This is a genomic window from [Flexibacter] sp. ATCC 35208 (assembly GCF_001975825.1).
In the GTDB taxonomy this organism is placed as follows: Bacteria; Bacteroidota; Bacteroidia; order Chitinophagales; family Chitinophagaceae; genus Chitinophaga.
This window is the reverse complement of the sequence record NZ_MTKN01000017.1, coordinates 33,676-49,203: the sequence shown is the minus strand read 5'-3', so window position 1 is coordinate 49,203 and position 15,528 is coordinate 33,676. Positions and strand designations below refer to the sequence as shown.

Sequence of the window (15,528 nt, the reverse complement as noted above, 5' to 3'; positions counted from 1 at the left end):
TTGACAAAATCAGGCATTTTTTCTCTTTGCCAATACCAGCGGGAGCTTCCAGCGTTGCACATCTCCTTCAGGATCAAGGAGGGAAGCAAATACGACATATATGCCAGTTGGGGCTATATTGTGTAGATCATCTGTACCATCCCAGGTAAAAAATCCTTTTGGCGGGAGTAAAAAATTGTTGCAAATGGTTTTGACTAATCTGCCCGTAGCATTATATATAAAAATATCGGCTACTGATCCGGGACCAGTTAGTGCATAACTAATCAGTGCCACATCATCCATTCCATCATTATCTGGTGAAAACACTTCAGGGGTCAGGGTCAACTTGCGGGTCAAATCTACTGCGTTTAACTGCTGGGAATTTGCAATTCCCGGTGTCGCATATCCCACCGTGGAGGATGCAGAATGCCAATTAGAAATTTGTTGTGTGGGTGCATTTACATCGAGCCGTTCTAACGATACACCTTTTGTATTTTTTGCTAAAGAAAAATGCATGGCATCTGAATAGTGTAATACATCGATGGTATCGCCTTTACTATCCAATATAAAGATGGCTCCTTTTTCATTGGTCAATGCAGGCAGCGACATTTTATAAATATGATCAGGATACGTACAATGATATTGTATGCACAATGCATCGGGATCACTCGTAAATGCAGCATAACTACCCGGGGCTAATGTGCCTGAAGAAAATGTAACAGGATCAGTAAGCCCACCACTTGTTTTCTCTCTTATAATAGATAATTGTGAAAGTGACACAGGTTGTGTACCATTATTATACAACTCTACAAATTCAACATCACCATCGTATAATATTTCATTGATCACTACATGTATATTTTCAGTATCTGCAGGAGCATTACCAACAATGACATTATCAAAAATATGCTTGCCTGCAAATGAAGCAATGGATTGCCGCACTACAAATCCCATCACAGTAACAGCACGATAAGTACTATCTGTTGCAGTTCCTTCTACTACATCATTTACCTGTAGTGTCCATTTATATTGTTCACTACATGTCACCCGTACATTTAAAATATTAGTTGTATGGTCAGTGATGCCATCTCTGCCATCTATGAGTAATACAGGTGTTTTATGCGGATCTTTCCGGTATAAACAGACTTCATCTTTCGTGTTACCTACCCTTACGAAATACCCACTGATCAAGGAATCCATCAGGTCACGTTTATCTGCACACAAGTATGCATCTACATAATTTAAAGATGAAGTATTGAAGTTGAGTTGCATCCACCATTGCCAGCTATTGTCTGCAGGTAGTGAAGAAACAGTAGATATATAGAAATTACTATTAATCTGTTCGAAGCTACTTTTTAGTTGTCCATTTTGAATTATCCATGCGGAGTCGGTGCCACGCCATCGCGTTGCATCTTTCATATCTTGATAATTAAAATATTCTTCGAATTGGGCGTGAGAAGAAAGGGCATGCAAAAGCATGCAAACACAAACAATGGGAAACCTCATTTCTTAATTATTTACTAATGATAAGTAGTTAAAATTAGTGAATTTCTATGATTCATAGACATACATTGAAAACCGATAAGGTTGTAGTAAATTCGCATCTCCAAAAAATTAAAATGTAAATACAATGAAAGTTGCCGTAGTAGGAGCTACCGGACTGGTAGGCTCAAAAATGTTACAAGTGTTGACGGAAAGAAATTTCCCAGTTACAGAACTCATACCAGTAGCCTCTGAGAAGTCAGTAGGTAAGGAAGTAACATTTAAGGGCAAGCAGTATAAGGTAGTCAGCGCAGATACGGCAATTGCCATGAAGCCAGCAGTAGCCCTGTTTTCTGCAGGTGGTAGCACATCTACAGAGTGGGCACCTAAATTTGCTGAAGCAGGTATTACTGTTATTGACAACTCTTCTGCATGGAGAATGGATCCTACCAAGAAACTGGTAGTACCAGAGATCAATGGTAAAACACTGACTCCTGAAGATAAGATCATTGCCAATCCAAACTGTTCTACCATCCAGATGGTACTGGCATTAAATCCACTGCATGAGAAATATAAGATCAATCGTGTAGTAGTATCTACTTATCAGTCAGTAACCGGTACTGGTGTAAAAGCAGTAGAACAGTTAATGAATGAACGTAAAGGTGTAGAAGGACCTAAAGCTTACGCTCACCAGATAGATCTGAATGTGATTCCTCAAATCGATGTATTCCTCGAAAACGGATATACGAAAGAAGAGATGAAGATGGTGAAGGAGACTGTAAAGATCATGGGGGATAGTAACATTCGTGTCACTGCTACAACTGTTCGTATCCCTGTAATGGGTGGACACAGTGAATCTGTGAACGTTGCATTCGATAATGAGTATGAATTGAGTGAAGTACGCAGCATTTTAGAGCACACTCCGGGTATAATAGTAGTAGATGATCCTGCAAATGCAAAATATCCGATGCCAAAAGATGCACATGAGAGAGATGAAGTGTTTGTAGGTCGTTTGCGTCGTGATGAGACCCAGGAGAAGACTTTAAACATGTGGATTGTCGCAGATAATCTGCGTAAAGGTGCAGCTACCAACGCAGTGCAAATAGCAGAATTTTTACATGCACAGAAATGGATCTAATTAATCCATCCGTGATATTCGCTAACGTATATACGTTATAACATAAACTATTGAGAGCAAGTGACCTACCACTTGCTCTTTTTGTATCAATTAGTATTATTCTGATGAGAAATTTGTATCACCACAACAAAAATTACACAGAAGTAGTATTGATTAATGAAGGATAAAATTCAATTTTGGTACTAATAATCCTATGCCAACTTACTTCTGCCAAAAAAGTTCAAACTTAAAGAAAGTAAGGTGCTGACAGAACTAAAATTCACAAATCCGTAAACACCCTTAAGTCCTATGAAAACCAACGCCAATCGTGAGCTTTTATTGATGCACAAATTTACTGAAGAGTGGAGCAACAACTTTTCTTCACAAGTATCACGCATCATGAACATTGTGGATCAACATGATACACTGGATGGCATTATCCCAATCATTGAGGTAGCCAACGTGTATAACCAACGTTTTGCGCATACTAAAACGGACAAAGAAAACCTGTTGAAGAATCGCAAGGCAAGGCCATTTGAGTTCCTGATCCACAAAAACTAGCCAGCAAAGTATTCGTCCCGTATTTATCTGTTGGCCTTATTAACATGTGTATATGTCAGGTATACATATCCGGCAGATAGGACTACAGACGAGTCTATTTTGTGGTGGAGATTGTCTAAGAAATCGAAGAGTGTATTGTAGAAGAACGTTAATTGCCTGTGCTCCAAGTCATGCACAGGGTTAAAATTTTTTGTCCTACTGAAGACGGTGTTGAAAACGGAAAAAGGGCTGACTAAAAAGCCTATAACAGTCATTGCACAACAAGTGCAGCAACCATAGCTTTTTGGTCAGCCCGGAGATTGGGTTAAGATGGAACCATTATTCCAGGTCCAGTGCCCGATCCATGAATTTTACAAAAGGCTGCATGACAGCAAAGATTTTCAGAATTTCTCTAACAAGTGCAGGCTGTAAGGCAGCATCGTCCGAGATGTGGTGCCATACTGTGAAGCTTTTTAGTTTCAGGTAAGCTATGGCCGGATTGTCCGGCTGGTACCCCTGCGGCGCAGTTTTGAGTGCTTCTCCCTCTATTTTACCAAAGTAGCGGATGAAATCCTTATTGGATATAATCTGCTGGAATTCCTCAAAGTTGTAGTCTATTTCCTGTCTTACTTTCTTTAATACGGATGCTTCAGGCATCCAGAGGCCACCGCCTGCAAAGCTATTTCCACCTGGTTCCAGGTGGAAATAATAGCCCGGATGGGGTGTTTTGCGACCACCGGGGGCAAATGCAGCGCCCATATTTGTTTTGTAAGGTGTCTTGTCTTTTGAGAACCTTACATCTTTGTATATACGGAATGTACAGTCCTTTACCTGTAGTCCGATCAGTGCAGGATCCTGTTTGCACAGGCCATCCAGTATCTGCTGTACTACACTATCAAAGTCGGATTTGGCCTGTTGATAGTCCTCTTTATGGTCATCAAACCATGGCTTATTGTTATTCTTGTTCAGTGATTTCAAAAATTTCAACGTGGTGGGCTGTAACATGCATCAGATTTTGTACACAAAATATAAAATAGCTTTTAGAAATGGTACGTTGCAGCCACTAAAACGTTTGGAGAGGTGCTTACAGGCGCACCGTCGTGTTTGTTGAAAATATCTACTGATGCTTTGTCGAGTCTGAATTCAGGGATAATAGTCAGGTTGCCTACTTTATAGTTCACAGATACCGTACCTGCCATTACATGACCGCCGGTAGTACCAGCAAAGGTCTTGAGGCCATCGGCATCATCAAAGTACTCTCCCCTTAATGTTACACCCAGTGTCTTGTTGAAATCAATGTTCATGTATAAAGCCGATCCCCACCATTTGGCAGTGTTATCGATTGCTTCTTTTTCACGCGTATTCTTGTAGGTGCTCACAGTACCATTGTAACCAAATCCGATTGCATCACTCACATTATAGAGTGCTACGAAGTCTATCTGATGGTTCTGAATACCGGCAGTATCGCGGCCTTCCAGGTAGTTCAGGTAGAGTTTGAGTGGTGTAGTATTGGCACTGTAACCAATCTGTGCGCCGATATATTTGCTATTCGACCAGGAAGCCGATTTGAAATCAGTAGGATTGAATACACCAAACATTGCTGTCAGGTGCTCATTGATGGTGATATCTGCCTTTACACCAGTATTGAAGAAAGGACCATTGCTGAACATATAACTCATACTGTAGTTCCTGTTCTGATAGGCATCTACAAGCTCATAGCCAACGTGTGTGGCAAAGCTACCCATGCTGATTTTCAGTTTATCCAGCACCTGGTAACTGAGGTAGAGCTGTTTGACTGCCATTTCCATACTTCCCTTATCAGCGGGATGATCATTGTATGAAAACTCCGCAGCTCTTCTGCCAAATCCAAGATCGGCTACGATGCTACCTTTCTGGAATGTATGCTCTGCTTTGAGTGAGAACATACCCAGTTCAAAACTATTGTGCGAATTAGTGAAGCTTGTCTTATTGTCTGTGCTGTTACCGTTGAAATTATACTTGTAATAAACATCTGCTGATCCGGAGATATTCACTAATGGAGCTTTGGTAGAATCCACCGTTTGGGAATAGGCAAAAGAAATCTGGCTGACAGCGAAAGCTGTCAAAAAAAGTTTTTTCATGCAGTAAAATTTGGATGATAAAAGGAGTGTGCTAAATCTACGTGGTGGCTGCTTCTAACGATAAGGGCCAGTTAAGGCAATAAGAAAGAATAGCTAATAATTAACCTTGGGGAAGGAAAATTTTTACACGAAACAAATAAGAAATTGGTTGATAAAATATCTGGTTGATAAAATGTTGCTATCTACAATTTCCCGTGTTAATTATTAGCTATTCTAAATGTTTTGGGTATATCAAACTCACTATATAATCTTCATTAGTCTACGATTGGCTCTTCCTTGAGTGTGCCATTGTCGTATACGCTCATCATGTTTGGATGATAGCTTTCGTTGTGCTGTGTAGCATCCAGACCCAGTGCTTCTTCTTCTTCGCTTACGCGGAGTGGGTGGAAAGCATCAATCAGTTTGAAGATCGCGAAGGATACAACGAAACTGTATACTACTACGATTGACAGACCGATGAACTGAGTTTTGAACAGATCGAAGTTACCATAGAACCAACCATCTACTACGTTCACAGCTTTTGTAGCGAATATGCCTGTGAGCAGCATACCTACCATACCACCGATACCGTGACAAGGGAATACATCCAGTGTATCGTCGATAGCGGTTTTAGATTTATAATGAACCATCATGTTGGAAATAATCGCAGCAATGAAGCCCATGAAAATACTCTGTGGGATACCTACGAAACCTGCAGCAGGTGTAATAGCTACCAGACCAACTACGGCACCGATACAGAAGCCCAGTGCAGAAGCTTTACGACCACGAACCACATCGAAGAAGATCCAGGACAAACCAGCAGCAGCAGCAGCAGTGTTAGTAGTTGCGAAAGCAGATGCAGCCAGACCACCAGCTGATACAGCGGAACCGGCGTTGAAACCGAACCAGCCGAACCACAGCAAACCTGTACCTAACAGTACGAATGGAATGTTTGCAGGTTGCAATTCTTTCTTTTCAATATGATCTTTACGGCGTTTCAGTACCAGGGCACCAGCAAGTGCAGCACAACCAGCAGAAATGTGTACCACTGTACCACCTGCAAAGTCGATTACACCAAGCTTGAAAAGGAAACCTTCCGGATGCCATGTCCAGTGTGCAATTGGACAATATATCAGTAAGCAGAAGAGCACCATAAACAATACGTAAGATGTAAACCTGATCCTTTCAGCTGTAGCACCTACTACCAGAGCAGGCGTGATAATCGCAAATTTCAGCTGGAAAAGCGCGAACAACAGTAAAGGAATAGTAGGAGCACCAGACCATGGCGCGCTGGAAGATACCCCCTTAAAGAAGAAGAAGGTAGATGGATCACCGATAAAACCGTGATAAGATTTACCAAATGACAAGCTGAAACCTACAGCTACCCATAATATACTGATCAGGCCCGTAGCTATGAAGCTCTGCATCATGGTTGAGATCACGTTCTTGCGGTTCACCATACCACCATAGAAAAATGACAGACCAGGTGTCATGAAAAATACCAGGCAGGTTGATACCAGAATCCACGCGATGTCACCATAATTGTATTTTCCCTCAGTATCTACAAAAAGTGGCTCATTCTTCATGAATAAACCAATTATCGCCACCAATCCCAGAATAATAAAGGGTAAATAGTCTTGAAATGATGTTTTCTTCATAGCAATGCAATTTTAAATTTCTTCAATAAAAGTAGGGATAAATTTAAATTATCAAATAGATGGGGTCAAAAATAGAAATCATCTTATAAATACAGGCTAAAAAGGGTCAAATGCTAACTATATTATAATTAATAATAATATTAATAATAATTTTGGTCATTCTGTGAGTGGAAGAAATGATTATATCAAAATATAACTTATTGATATTGAGCTTATTATTTGGTACTTAAGTAGGAATTAACAATTTTCTAACACAGGGCTTTTGAGTATTACTGCATTTGGGAGATGAGGCTTGCAATTTTATGTAAAACAACTACATAAACATTATTTATATTTTGTTACGTTGTACGGATTTACTTTAAACCCAATATCATATATTAAAAATTACAATATTAATTTTACTACTTAATGGTTTCTTAGAGGAAGTGACTTTCATTTTTAGACACATTTTTTTGATCTTTTTATAATCTAAACCATGAAAAAAAAGGTTTTGCCAATGACAAAACCTTTTTTTCATGGAAGAAGGTTGAAAAATCAAAGGTTAAATGCCCTCAATCTTCATATTAAGATAATTTAATTATAATTCTTTCATAGCATCGAGCTCACGCTGCAAAGCAAACATCTGGTCGCGGAGTCTGGCAGCTTCCATGAAGTCCAGATCTCTCGCCGCCTTCTCCATATCCTTTTTGACTTTGGCGATTGACTTCTCCATTTGAGGAATGGTCCTGGATGCGGCTACCTGCTTGGCGTAGTCCACGGCATTTTCTGCTACCAGGGTTACCTCATCATGTACGGCCATCGGCGAATTCTCATCGAAGTTCTTGATTTCCAATACAGATGTCTGCCCCATGATCTGCTCCCTGCTCTTCAACACCGTTCTTGGGGTAATACCATGCAGTTGGTTGTAGGCAACCTGCTTTTCCCGGCGACGGTCAGTTTCGTCGATGGTACGCTGCATACTGTCCGTAATCTTATCTGCATAGAAGATCACCAGTCCATCTACGTTACGCGCCGCCCTACCTGCTGTCTGGGTCAGGGAGCGCTCATCACGGAGAAACCCTTCCTTGTCCGCATCCAGGATGGCGACCAGCGTCACCTCTGGCAGGTCAAGCCCCTCACGGAGGAGGTTCACACCCACCAGTACATTTATATTACCTAAGCGCAGATCGCGGAGGATTTCTATTCTTTCCAGAGTATCCACTTCGGAGTGGATATACCTTGACTTAATATTAATACGCTGCAGATACTTGTCCATTTCCTCGGCCATACGCTTGGTGAGGGTCGTGACCAGTACACGGCCGCCACTCTGCACACGCTTGTCTATTTCTTCCAAAAGATCATCTACCTGATTTATACTGGGCCTTATTTCAATAGGAGGCTCCAATAGACCGGTTGGTCTCACTACCTGTTCTACCACCACACCTTCTGTCTGACGCAGTTCATAATCACCAGGTGTCGCACTTACGAAGATGGCCTGGTTCACCAGGTTCTCAAATTCGAAAAAGTTCAGTGGGCGGTTGTCCAGCGCAGAGGGGAGGCGGAAACCAAAATCGACAAGAGTGAGTTTACGGGAACGGTCACCACCATACATACCGCCAATCTGAGGGATGGTTACGTGGCTCTCGTCTATTACTAACAAGAAGTCTTTCGGGAAGTAATCCAACAGACAGAATGGACGGGTACCAGGCGTACGTCTGTCCAGAAAGCGGGAGTAGTTTTCAATACCGCTGCAATAACCCAGTTCCCTGATCATTTCGAGGTCATAATTGACCCTTTCTGAGAGACGCTGGGCTTCTATATGTTTTCCTTCTGCACGGAAGTAATCTACCTGTGCTTTCAGCTCATCCTGTATCTCAAAAATGATCTGTTGCATCATATCTTTTGGAGCGAGGTAAAGATTGGCAGGGAAGATGGCGGCGTTGTCCATGGTGCCGATCCTTTTCCCGTTCTGTATATCAAAGCTTTCGATCTCTTCTACCTCATCACCAAAGAAGGTAATTCTGTAGGCATAGTCTACGTATGGCAGATTGATGTCTACCGTATCACCTTTTACACGGAAATTACCACGGTTAAAATCACCGGTGGTACGGGTGTACAAAGAGTTCACAAGACCATGTAAAACGGTATTACGACTAATGGTCTGGCCTTTGTGTAAACGGATGATACCATTTTCATAATCGGTAGGGTTACCCATACCGTATATACAGGATACACTCGCTACCACGATGATGTCTCTGCGACCGGAGAGCAGATTGGTAGTGGCTTTGAGACGCAGCTTATCCAGCTCTTCGTTGATGGCGAGATCCTTTTCTATATAAGTATCACTAACCGGCATGTATGCTTCAGGCTGGTAGTAGTCGTAATATGACACGAAATATTCGACAGCATTGTCGGGGAAGAACTGGCGGAATTCGCCGTAGAGCTGAGCTACCAGTGTTTTATTGTGGGTGAGCACGAGGGTAGGGCGCTGTACCTGTTGGATCACATTGGCGACAGTGAAGGTTTTTCCTGAACCTGTTACCCCTAGCAGGGTTTGGTAAGGAGCTCCATCCTGCACGCCTTCCACCAGTTCTTTGATTGCTCCCGGCTGATCGCCGGAGGGAGCGTAAGGTGAATGAATTTTAAATGGCATACCCAAATTTACTAAGAAATGGTTAAACGATCGCTGCTGCCTTCGGCAATAGCAATATAGGGTCTGCAGCCGGCAGCATGAAGGAATTGAGTCACTGGCTGGGAGTACGCCGGCATGCTTTTGATGGTTGCTGATGAGAATTGGATGACTGGTCAGTAGTATCAATGATAAGTCATTACCTTTACTTTTTAGTGACTTAACCAGCTCATTTATTTTTTTATGCTTAAGAAGTTATACCTGCTTGGTCTGGGCCTGATATTACCGCTCATACCACTATCTGTTTTTGCATGGGGCGTGACAGGACACCGCATTGTTGCTGAGATTGCTTACAGACACCTTACACCCAAAGCCTTAAAAGCCGTTCAGGCCATTCTTGGAAAAGAAAGTATGGCGATGGTATCTACATGGCCTGATTACATCAAGAGCGATACGACACATACTTATGATCATCGTTATAGCTGGCACTTTGTCGATTTTCCTGCGCATATAGATAAAGCAGGAATGGAAGCAACGTTGAAGACAGTGAAGAAAGAGAATCTGTATGATGAGACCGAAGCGTTGATCAGTGAATTGAAATCCCGTAAAGGTACTAAAGAAGAACAGTGGCTGGCAATGACTTACCTGATACATATGATCGGAGATATGCATCAGCCTTTGCATGTGGGTAGAGATGAAGATCAGGGTGGTAATAAGATTCAGGTAATGTGGTTTGGTAATCAGTCTAACTTACATAGAGTGTGGGATGAGCAGCTGATAGATTTTCAACAGCTGAGTTATACAGAGTATACAGCCGCGCTGGATACGGCAGATGCCGGACAGATAAAGGTGATGCAGAGTGGAAATGTGAAGGATTGGTTGTATGAGTCTAATCAGATGGCGGATAAGATTTATGATAAGACGCCGGCAGGAGAGAAGTTGAGTTATAAGTATAATTATCTTTTTGTGAAGGATCTGAATAGTCAGTTATTGAAAGGAGGGTTAAGACTGGCAGCTATCTTAAACGAAATTTATAAATAGCAAAAAATGAGGTTGTCATAAATAAAACCTCTGATAATCGAATAAATAGAAACCTGTATCCATTAGGTATCTGAATAATAAGAGCGTGTATCTTTCTTTTGATACACGCTCTTTTTTTTGGCAGGCACCTGCGGCGGGCTTTTAGTTGAAAACAATCGCAGCGGCTTATGCCCAAAAGATTTATTTAACTATACTAAATCAATATCGAAATTCACTAACTCTACAAACTGATCCAGTCTCGCTGTAATATCTTCCTGCGTAATTGTCTTCAAACGATCCGCACCAAACTTCTCCACACAGAAAGAAGCCATTGCAGAACCAACAATAATCGCAGTCTTCATATTTTCAAAAGAGATATCTTTTGTTCTTGCTAAGTGGCCAATGAAACCGCCTGCAAATGTATCGCCAGCACCGGTTGGATCGTATACATCTTCCAATGGTAATGCAGGTGCAAAGAATACATGGTTCTCATGGAACAACAACGCACCATGCTCCCCCTTCTTGATGATCAGGTAACGGGGACCCATTGTCAGGATCTTACGCGCCGCTTTTACCAATGAATATTCACCAGACAACTGACGAGCTTCTCCATCATTTACCAGCAGCACATCTACTTCTTTCAGTACTTTTTTCAGATCATCCAGCGCTACTTCCATCCAGAAGTTCATTGTATCCATTACGATCAACTTAGGCCTGGTCTTCATTTGTTTGATCACAGACATCTGTACCTGTGGTGTAAGGTTACCTAATATCAGGAACTCACTACCCTGGTAGTTATCAGGAATCACAGGGCTGAATTCAGCCAGTACATTCAGCTCAGTGATCAGGGTATCGCGGGTATTCATATCCATATGATACTTACCGGACCAGTAGAATGATTTTTCATCCTTCTTTACCTGAACACCTTCCAGTGCTACGCCCTTGGCCTCCAGGGATTCCAGTTCTGCTTCAGGAAAATCCCCGCCTATTACAGATACCTGGTTAATAGGTTGTACGAAATTGGATGCAGCCCATGCAATGTAAGTAGCGGAACCACCTACTATTCTTCCTGACTTTCCAAATGGGGTTTCTATATCGTCAAATGCCATAGTGCCTACAACTGTGAGCGACATGTGTTAATCGTTTTAAATGAGTTTAGTTAGATATTTTGAACACGCGCAAAGGTAATTAAACTTTTACCCGCTTCCACCATCCTTTTCTGAATATGATGATTGATGCTATAGCCATCACGGATTCTGCGGCCGCTATAGCCGTGAAAACCCCGGTAGGCCCCCAGTTCAGATGTACTGACAATACCCACGCCAGCGGCATCTGCAACATCCAGAAACCAAAGATATTGATGATAGTAGGAGTGCGGGTATCGCCGGCTCCATTAAATGCCTGCGACAATACCATGCCATAAGCATAGAAGATATAACCCAGACTTACTACCTGCAATGTCTGTGCACCATAAGCCACCACCGCAGCTTCCTTCGTGAACAACAGGATGATGGGCTTCGCTGCCAGTATGAAGAAGAGCGATACAAAACCCAAAAAGACCATATTGAAAAACGCCGCTCTCCACACAGAACGCTCTGCCCTCTCTGGCTGCCCTGCACCGAGGTTCTGACCCACCAGCGCTGCGGCCGCATTCGCCATGCCACTAGCCGGCAACAGGGTGAATATTACCACTCTGATAGCTACGGTATACCCTGCCACCGCCTCTTCGCCAAAGCGCGCAATCAGGCGTACCAAAAAGATCCAGCTGGTCGTATTAATGAGCAACTGAGCTGTACTACCCATGGCAATCTTCAGCAACCTGCCGATCAAAGGGAAATCAGGCTTTAAATGATGGGCAGATATTTTTATCAATCCCCTGCCACCAAAAAGATTATACAGTTGATACACTACGCCCACACCACGGCCTATGCAAATGGCCAGTGCCGCACCCATCAATCCCATGGCAGGTATTGGGCCCAAACCATTGATGAATAAAGGACATAAAATGATGTTCACAATATTCGCAATCCAGAGAGAACGCATCGCCATAGCAGCATCGCCCACACCTCTGAATATACCATTGATCAGGAACAACAATACGATCACCAGGTTACTACCCATGATCATACGGGTATAGATATTACCATGCTCTACCACCTCAGCAGGAGCGCCCATCAGCGTAAGCAGATCGCGGGCAAATACAACACCCAATATGCTGATCAGCACCGAAAAGCCCACAGCGATATACAATGACTGAACCGCACTATGCGCTGCCGCATCCGGATCCTTTTCACCTGTACGCCGCGCCACCACTGCCGTGGCCGCCATACTCATCCCGAACGCAATGGTGTATACCAGTGTCAATATAGATTCAGTTAAGCCTACTGTTGTGATGGCATGGGTACCCAGCTTGCTCACAAAAAATATATCTACTACTGCCAATAGTGATTCCATCACCATTTCCAGTATCATGGGTACAGATAATAAAAAGATGGCCCGGTTAATACTACCGGTCGTAAACTCAGTCTCTGTGCCTGATACTGCCGATATAAATAACCGGAATACCCTGCGCAGACGATTGTCAGCTACCTGCTGCATTGTCAAATTGTTATAGAAGTTAGCAATGAAAGTTGGTACGGATGTACCGCAAATTTGGAGGTCGAAAGAAGGATCACGGACATACCGGATCGGGAATTACATTTCCATAGTTCGTTGATTGAAGGATACTAAGGTAGTTTTTTTTCTCTTAAAGCTGGCTGGAAGAATAAATACAAGATAATCTTATAGCAATTGTAACTTTTTATACCCTATACCCGTTTCATGAAAACTAGCGAACCCCATTTAACCTATATTTTTATTCTAGCCCTGAAATCAATATACGGGGATCATGCTTTACACTTCATAAAAAATAATGGCCGGTCTTACAACCGGCCATTATTATGATGGTCCTCTTTTCGATAGGATATGGCTCCCACCTCGTGGTGGGTTTAACCTTCTTTATAGATTATTGCGATAACTGGGTTACGCGCAACACCTTGAACTCTGTTCTTCTGTTCAGCTGTCTTCCTTCCGGATTATCCTTACCGTTAGGCAGGGTATTCGGTGCAATCGGCCTGGTTTTACCATAACCTTTCGCAATCATACGGGATGACGGGATACCTCTGCTGATCAGGTAATCAACACAGGATTGTGCCCGGCGCTGAGATAATTTCATGTTATAATCATCCTTACCCTTACCATCTGTATGAGCGCTCATTTCAATGATAATATTCGGATTATCCAGCATAATAGAAACTACTGTATCAAGTACAATCAGTGATTGCGAACGGAGTGTCGCTTTATCAAAGTCGTAATAGATATCTTTCAGGATAATTGGCTTGCCTATTTCATAATGTTTCAGACAGATGGTAGGACTCTCCATGGAATCCACTTTCTCCAGCTGATCTGTATTGATAAAGATCGCTTTGGAGAAGTAATTTTCTTTCTCCGCCATGATCTTATAATTCATTCTAGGCGCTACTTCAAAACGGTAACGGCCAGTTTCATCCAGTGTTACCTGTTGCAGTACTTTTTGCTGAACGGTATCAATCAGGGTGATCTTTGCACCTGACAATGGCAGGTTGTTATCACAATCCATGACCATACCATGTATTGACTTGGAAATCCTCTTGATGTTAAACAATTCCAGACAACATACAGATTCTCTGTCAGAGCTGATGTAGCCACCATTCATAGGGTGCGACCAGTCAGACGTCGCGTAGTAGATATCATCTTTTGGAGAGTTCAGTGGTGCACCTAAGTTTTTAGGAACTGCCCAACTGCTGAAATCCCCCTCGCTGGAATAGAAATCCAGTCCACCCAACCCCACACGGCCATCGGAACTAAAGATCAGCATATGCCTGTCGCCATCATAAAAAGGGGCCTGTTCCTCATCGCGGGTATTGATACCAGTACCCATGTTTCTGGCAGGACCCGGGTTATTTTTATCCAGCATGCTATACCACAGGTCATTCTTACCCATACCACCTGGTCTGCCGGAAGCAAATAACAGGTACTTCCCATCTGCAGTTACAAATGGCTGCATAGAGCTATAGCCATCTACGTTTACGTTTGGACCTAATGCCTTTGGCTCTGACCAGGTGCTGCCACTACGGGTACTTGAATAAATAGCAGCAACTTTTACCCCGTTTTTATTTGTCCAGCGGGTCAGGTAAATGGTATTGCCATCAGGGCTGACCGCAGCTACACCCTGATCTATACCCTTTACTTCAGGTATGGCAAGGGGGCGGCTATTACTGAAGGAAGCATCCTTTCCATCGCCCTGAAATAAACTGTTGATATAAGGATTTTCCTTTTTCTTTTTTTCCAGTATTGTCGTATCAGGGCGGGAAGAAGTATACAGCAGAACATTTTTCCCCAGCAGGGAAGGAGCGTAGTTAGCACCTCCTACGTTTACATCGCCATTCAGTTTTGTAACGATGTAACCTGGTGTACGACTGGCTTCTGAGATCGCAAATTCACAACTGGCAGTTTCCAGCGCTACCCGCGCACTTATTTCATCTACCTTGGTATACTTGTCCTTAAACTGTTTGAATTGTTCAATAGCTTCGGGATACTTACCATTTGCACGCAAACATACGCCATACCAGAAGCGGGCCAGTGGAAACAATTCATTGTTGTTGTAGCTCACCACCTCTTCATAATACTTCTCTGCATTCCCAAAATCGTTATACATGCGGTAAGACTCTGCCAATCTATACTTCACAGTTTCATAATCTTTGATCTTACCTATATCTTTCCCTTTTTTGCCAGCCTGGTAGGGCAGCACTTCATTCGCATTTATTTTGAATGTACCCAGTGCTCTGTTGTAATACTGCGCAGCAGAATAATAGTCTTTGGCTTCGTAATACACATCGCCTGTCCGCTTATAATCGTAAACGTACTGTGCCTTTAGAGAGTGAACCGTAAATAAGCAGCAAACGATGGCCAGCCAATAGTGTGCAATTTTTTTCATCCGTTATTTTT

At 42.6% G+C, this 15,528-nt stretch carries 11 protein-coding genes; 3 read left to right on the top strand and 8 right to left on the bottom strand.

Annotated elements, in window-relative coordinates; genetic code table 11:
• Positions 1-9 precede the first annotated feature (9 nt).
• On the bottom strand, positions 10-1,398 hold the full coding sequence (locus tag BW716_RS12690) for a lamin tail domain-containing protein (protein WP_179091111.1): 1,389 nt from the start codon (positions 1,396-1,398) through the stop codon (positions 10-12).
• Between the two features lie 211 nt (positions 1,399-1,609).
• Between BW716_RS12690 and BW716_RS12685 the strand changes: the two genes are divergently transcribed.
• Together BW716_RS12685 and BW716_RS12680 are read left to right on the top strand one after the other, a co-directional pair.
• Positions 1,610-2,599, top strand: coding sequence for an aspartate-semialdehyde dehydrogenase (locus BW716_RS12685; RefSeq protein ID WP_083722933.1), 990 nt, complete (start codon positions 1,610-1,612; stop codon positions 2,597-2,599).
• A gap of 288 nt (positions 2,600-2,887) precedes the next feature.
• Entirely contained in the window at positions 2,888-3,139 is a 252-nt protein-coding gene (locus tag BW716_RS12680) for a hypothetical protein (RefSeq protein WP_143708839.1), read from the top strand.
• A gap of 318 nt (positions 3,140-3,457) precedes the next feature.
• On the opposite strand, the gene BW716_RS12675 is transcribed toward BW716_RS12680, so the two are convergent.
• The 4 genes from BW716_RS12675 to uvrB form a co-directional block, all read right to left on the bottom strand.
• Complete coding sequence (locus BW716_RS12675; RefSeq protein ID WP_083722932.1) at positions 3,458-4,123, bottom strand: DUF2461 domain-containing protein; 666 nt, start codon at positions 4,121-4,123, stop codon at positions 3,458-3,460.
• Between the two features lie 35 nt (positions 4,124-4,158).
• Entirely contained in the window at positions 4,159-5,238 is a 1,080-nt protein-coding gene (locus BW716_RS12670) for a porin (RefSeq protein WP_083722931.1), read from the bottom strand.
• Between the two features lie 254 nt (positions 5,239-5,492).
• Positions 5,493-6,875: an ammonium transporter gene (locus BW716_RS12665; protein WP_083722930.1), complete on the bottom strand. Its 1,383-nt coding sequence runs from the start codon at positions 6,873-6,875 to the stop codon at positions 5,493-5,495.
• 577 nt (positions 6,876-7,452) lie between these two features.
• Positions 7,453-9,507, bottom strand: coding sequence for an excinuclease ABC subunit UvrB (gene uvrB / locus BW716_RS12660; protein WP_083722929.1), 2,055 nt, complete (start codon positions 9,505-9,507; stop codon positions 7,453-7,455).
• A 219-nt stretch (positions 9,508-9,726) separates the two neighbouring features.
• Between uvrB and BW716_RS12655 the strand changes: the two genes are divergently transcribed.
• Positions 9,727-10,524, top strand: a complete 798-nt coding sequence (locus tag BW716_RS12655) for a S1/P1 nuclease (protein ID WP_083722928.1) — start codon at positions 9,727-9,729, stop codon at positions 10,522-10,524.
• Between the two features lie 188 nt (positions 10,525-10,712).
• Here BW716_RS12655 and BW716_RS12650 read toward each other — a convergent pair whose 3' ends face one another.
• From BW716_RS12650 to BW716_RS12640, 3 genes are all read right to left on the bottom strand, one after another.
• Positions 10,713-11,636 carry a PfkB family carbohydrate kinase gene (locus BW716_RS12650; RefSeq protein WP_083722927.1) on the bottom strand — a complete coding sequence of 308 codons (924 nt, stop codon included), beginning with the start codon at positions 11,634-11,636 and terminating at the stop codon, positions 10,713-10,715.
• Between the two features lie 55 nt (positions 11,637-11,691).
• Positions 11,692-13,101: an MATE family efflux transporter gene (locus BW716_RS12645; protein ID WP_083722926.1), complete on the bottom strand. Its 1,410-nt coding sequence runs from the start codon at positions 13,099-13,101 to the stop codon at positions 11,692-11,694.
• A gap of 406 nt (positions 13,102-13,507) precedes the next feature.
• Entirely contained in the window at positions 13,508-15,517 is a 2,010-nt protein-coding gene (locus tag BW716_RS12640; protein WP_083722925.1) for an OmpA family protein, read from the bottom strand.
• Positions 15,518-15,528: the final 11 nt, after the last annotated feature.

What these genes read in the sequence shown, in the direction of transcription:
- BW716_RS12690 (WP_179091111.1), bottom strand. Translation starts at nt 1,398, where the DNA reads ATGAAAGATGCAACGCGATGGCGTGGCACCGACTCCGCATGGATAATT.
- BW716_RS12685 (WP_083722933.1), top strand. Translation starts at nt 1,610, where the DNA reads ATGAAAGTTGCCGTAGTAGGAGCTACCGGACTGGTAGGCTCAAAAATG.
- BW716_RS12680 (WP_143708839.1), top strand. Translation starts at nt 2,888, where the DNA reads ATGAAAACCAACGCCAATCGTGAGCTTTTATTGATGCACAAATTTACT.
- BW716_RS12675 (WP_083722932.1), bottom strand. Translation starts at nt 4,123, where the DNA reads ATGTTACAGCCCACCACGTTGAAATTTTTGAAATCACTGAACAAGAAT.
- BW716_RS12670 (WP_083722931.1), bottom strand. Translation starts at nt 5,238, where the DNA reads ATGAAAAAACTTTTTTTGACAGCTTTCGCTGTCAGCCAGATTTCTTTT.
- BW716_RS12665 (WP_083722930.1), bottom strand. Translation starts at nt 6,875, where the DNA reads ATGAAGAAAACATCATTTCAAGACTATTTACCCTTTATTATTCTGGGA.
- uvrB (WP_083722929.1), bottom strand. Translation starts at nt 9,507, where the DNA reads ATGCCATTTAAAATTCATTCACCTTACGCTCCCTCCGGCGATCAGCCG.
- BW716_RS12655 (WP_083722928.1), top strand. Translation starts at nt 9,727, where the DNA reads ATGCTTAAGAAGTTATACCTGCTTGGTCTGGGCCTGATATTACCGCTC.
- BW716_RS12650 (WP_083722927.1), bottom strand. Translation starts at nt 11,636, where the DNA reads ATGTCGCTCACAGTTGTAGGCACTATGGCATTTGACGATATAGAAACC.
- BW716_RS12645 (WP_083722926.1), bottom strand. Translation starts at nt 13,101, where the DNA reads ATGCAGCAGGTAGCTGACAATCGTCTGCGCAGGGTATTCCGGTTATTT.
- BW716_RS12640 (WP_083722925.1), bottom strand. Translation starts at nt 15,517, where the DNA reads ATGAAAAAAATTGCACACTATTGGCTGGCCATCGTTTGCTGCTTATTT.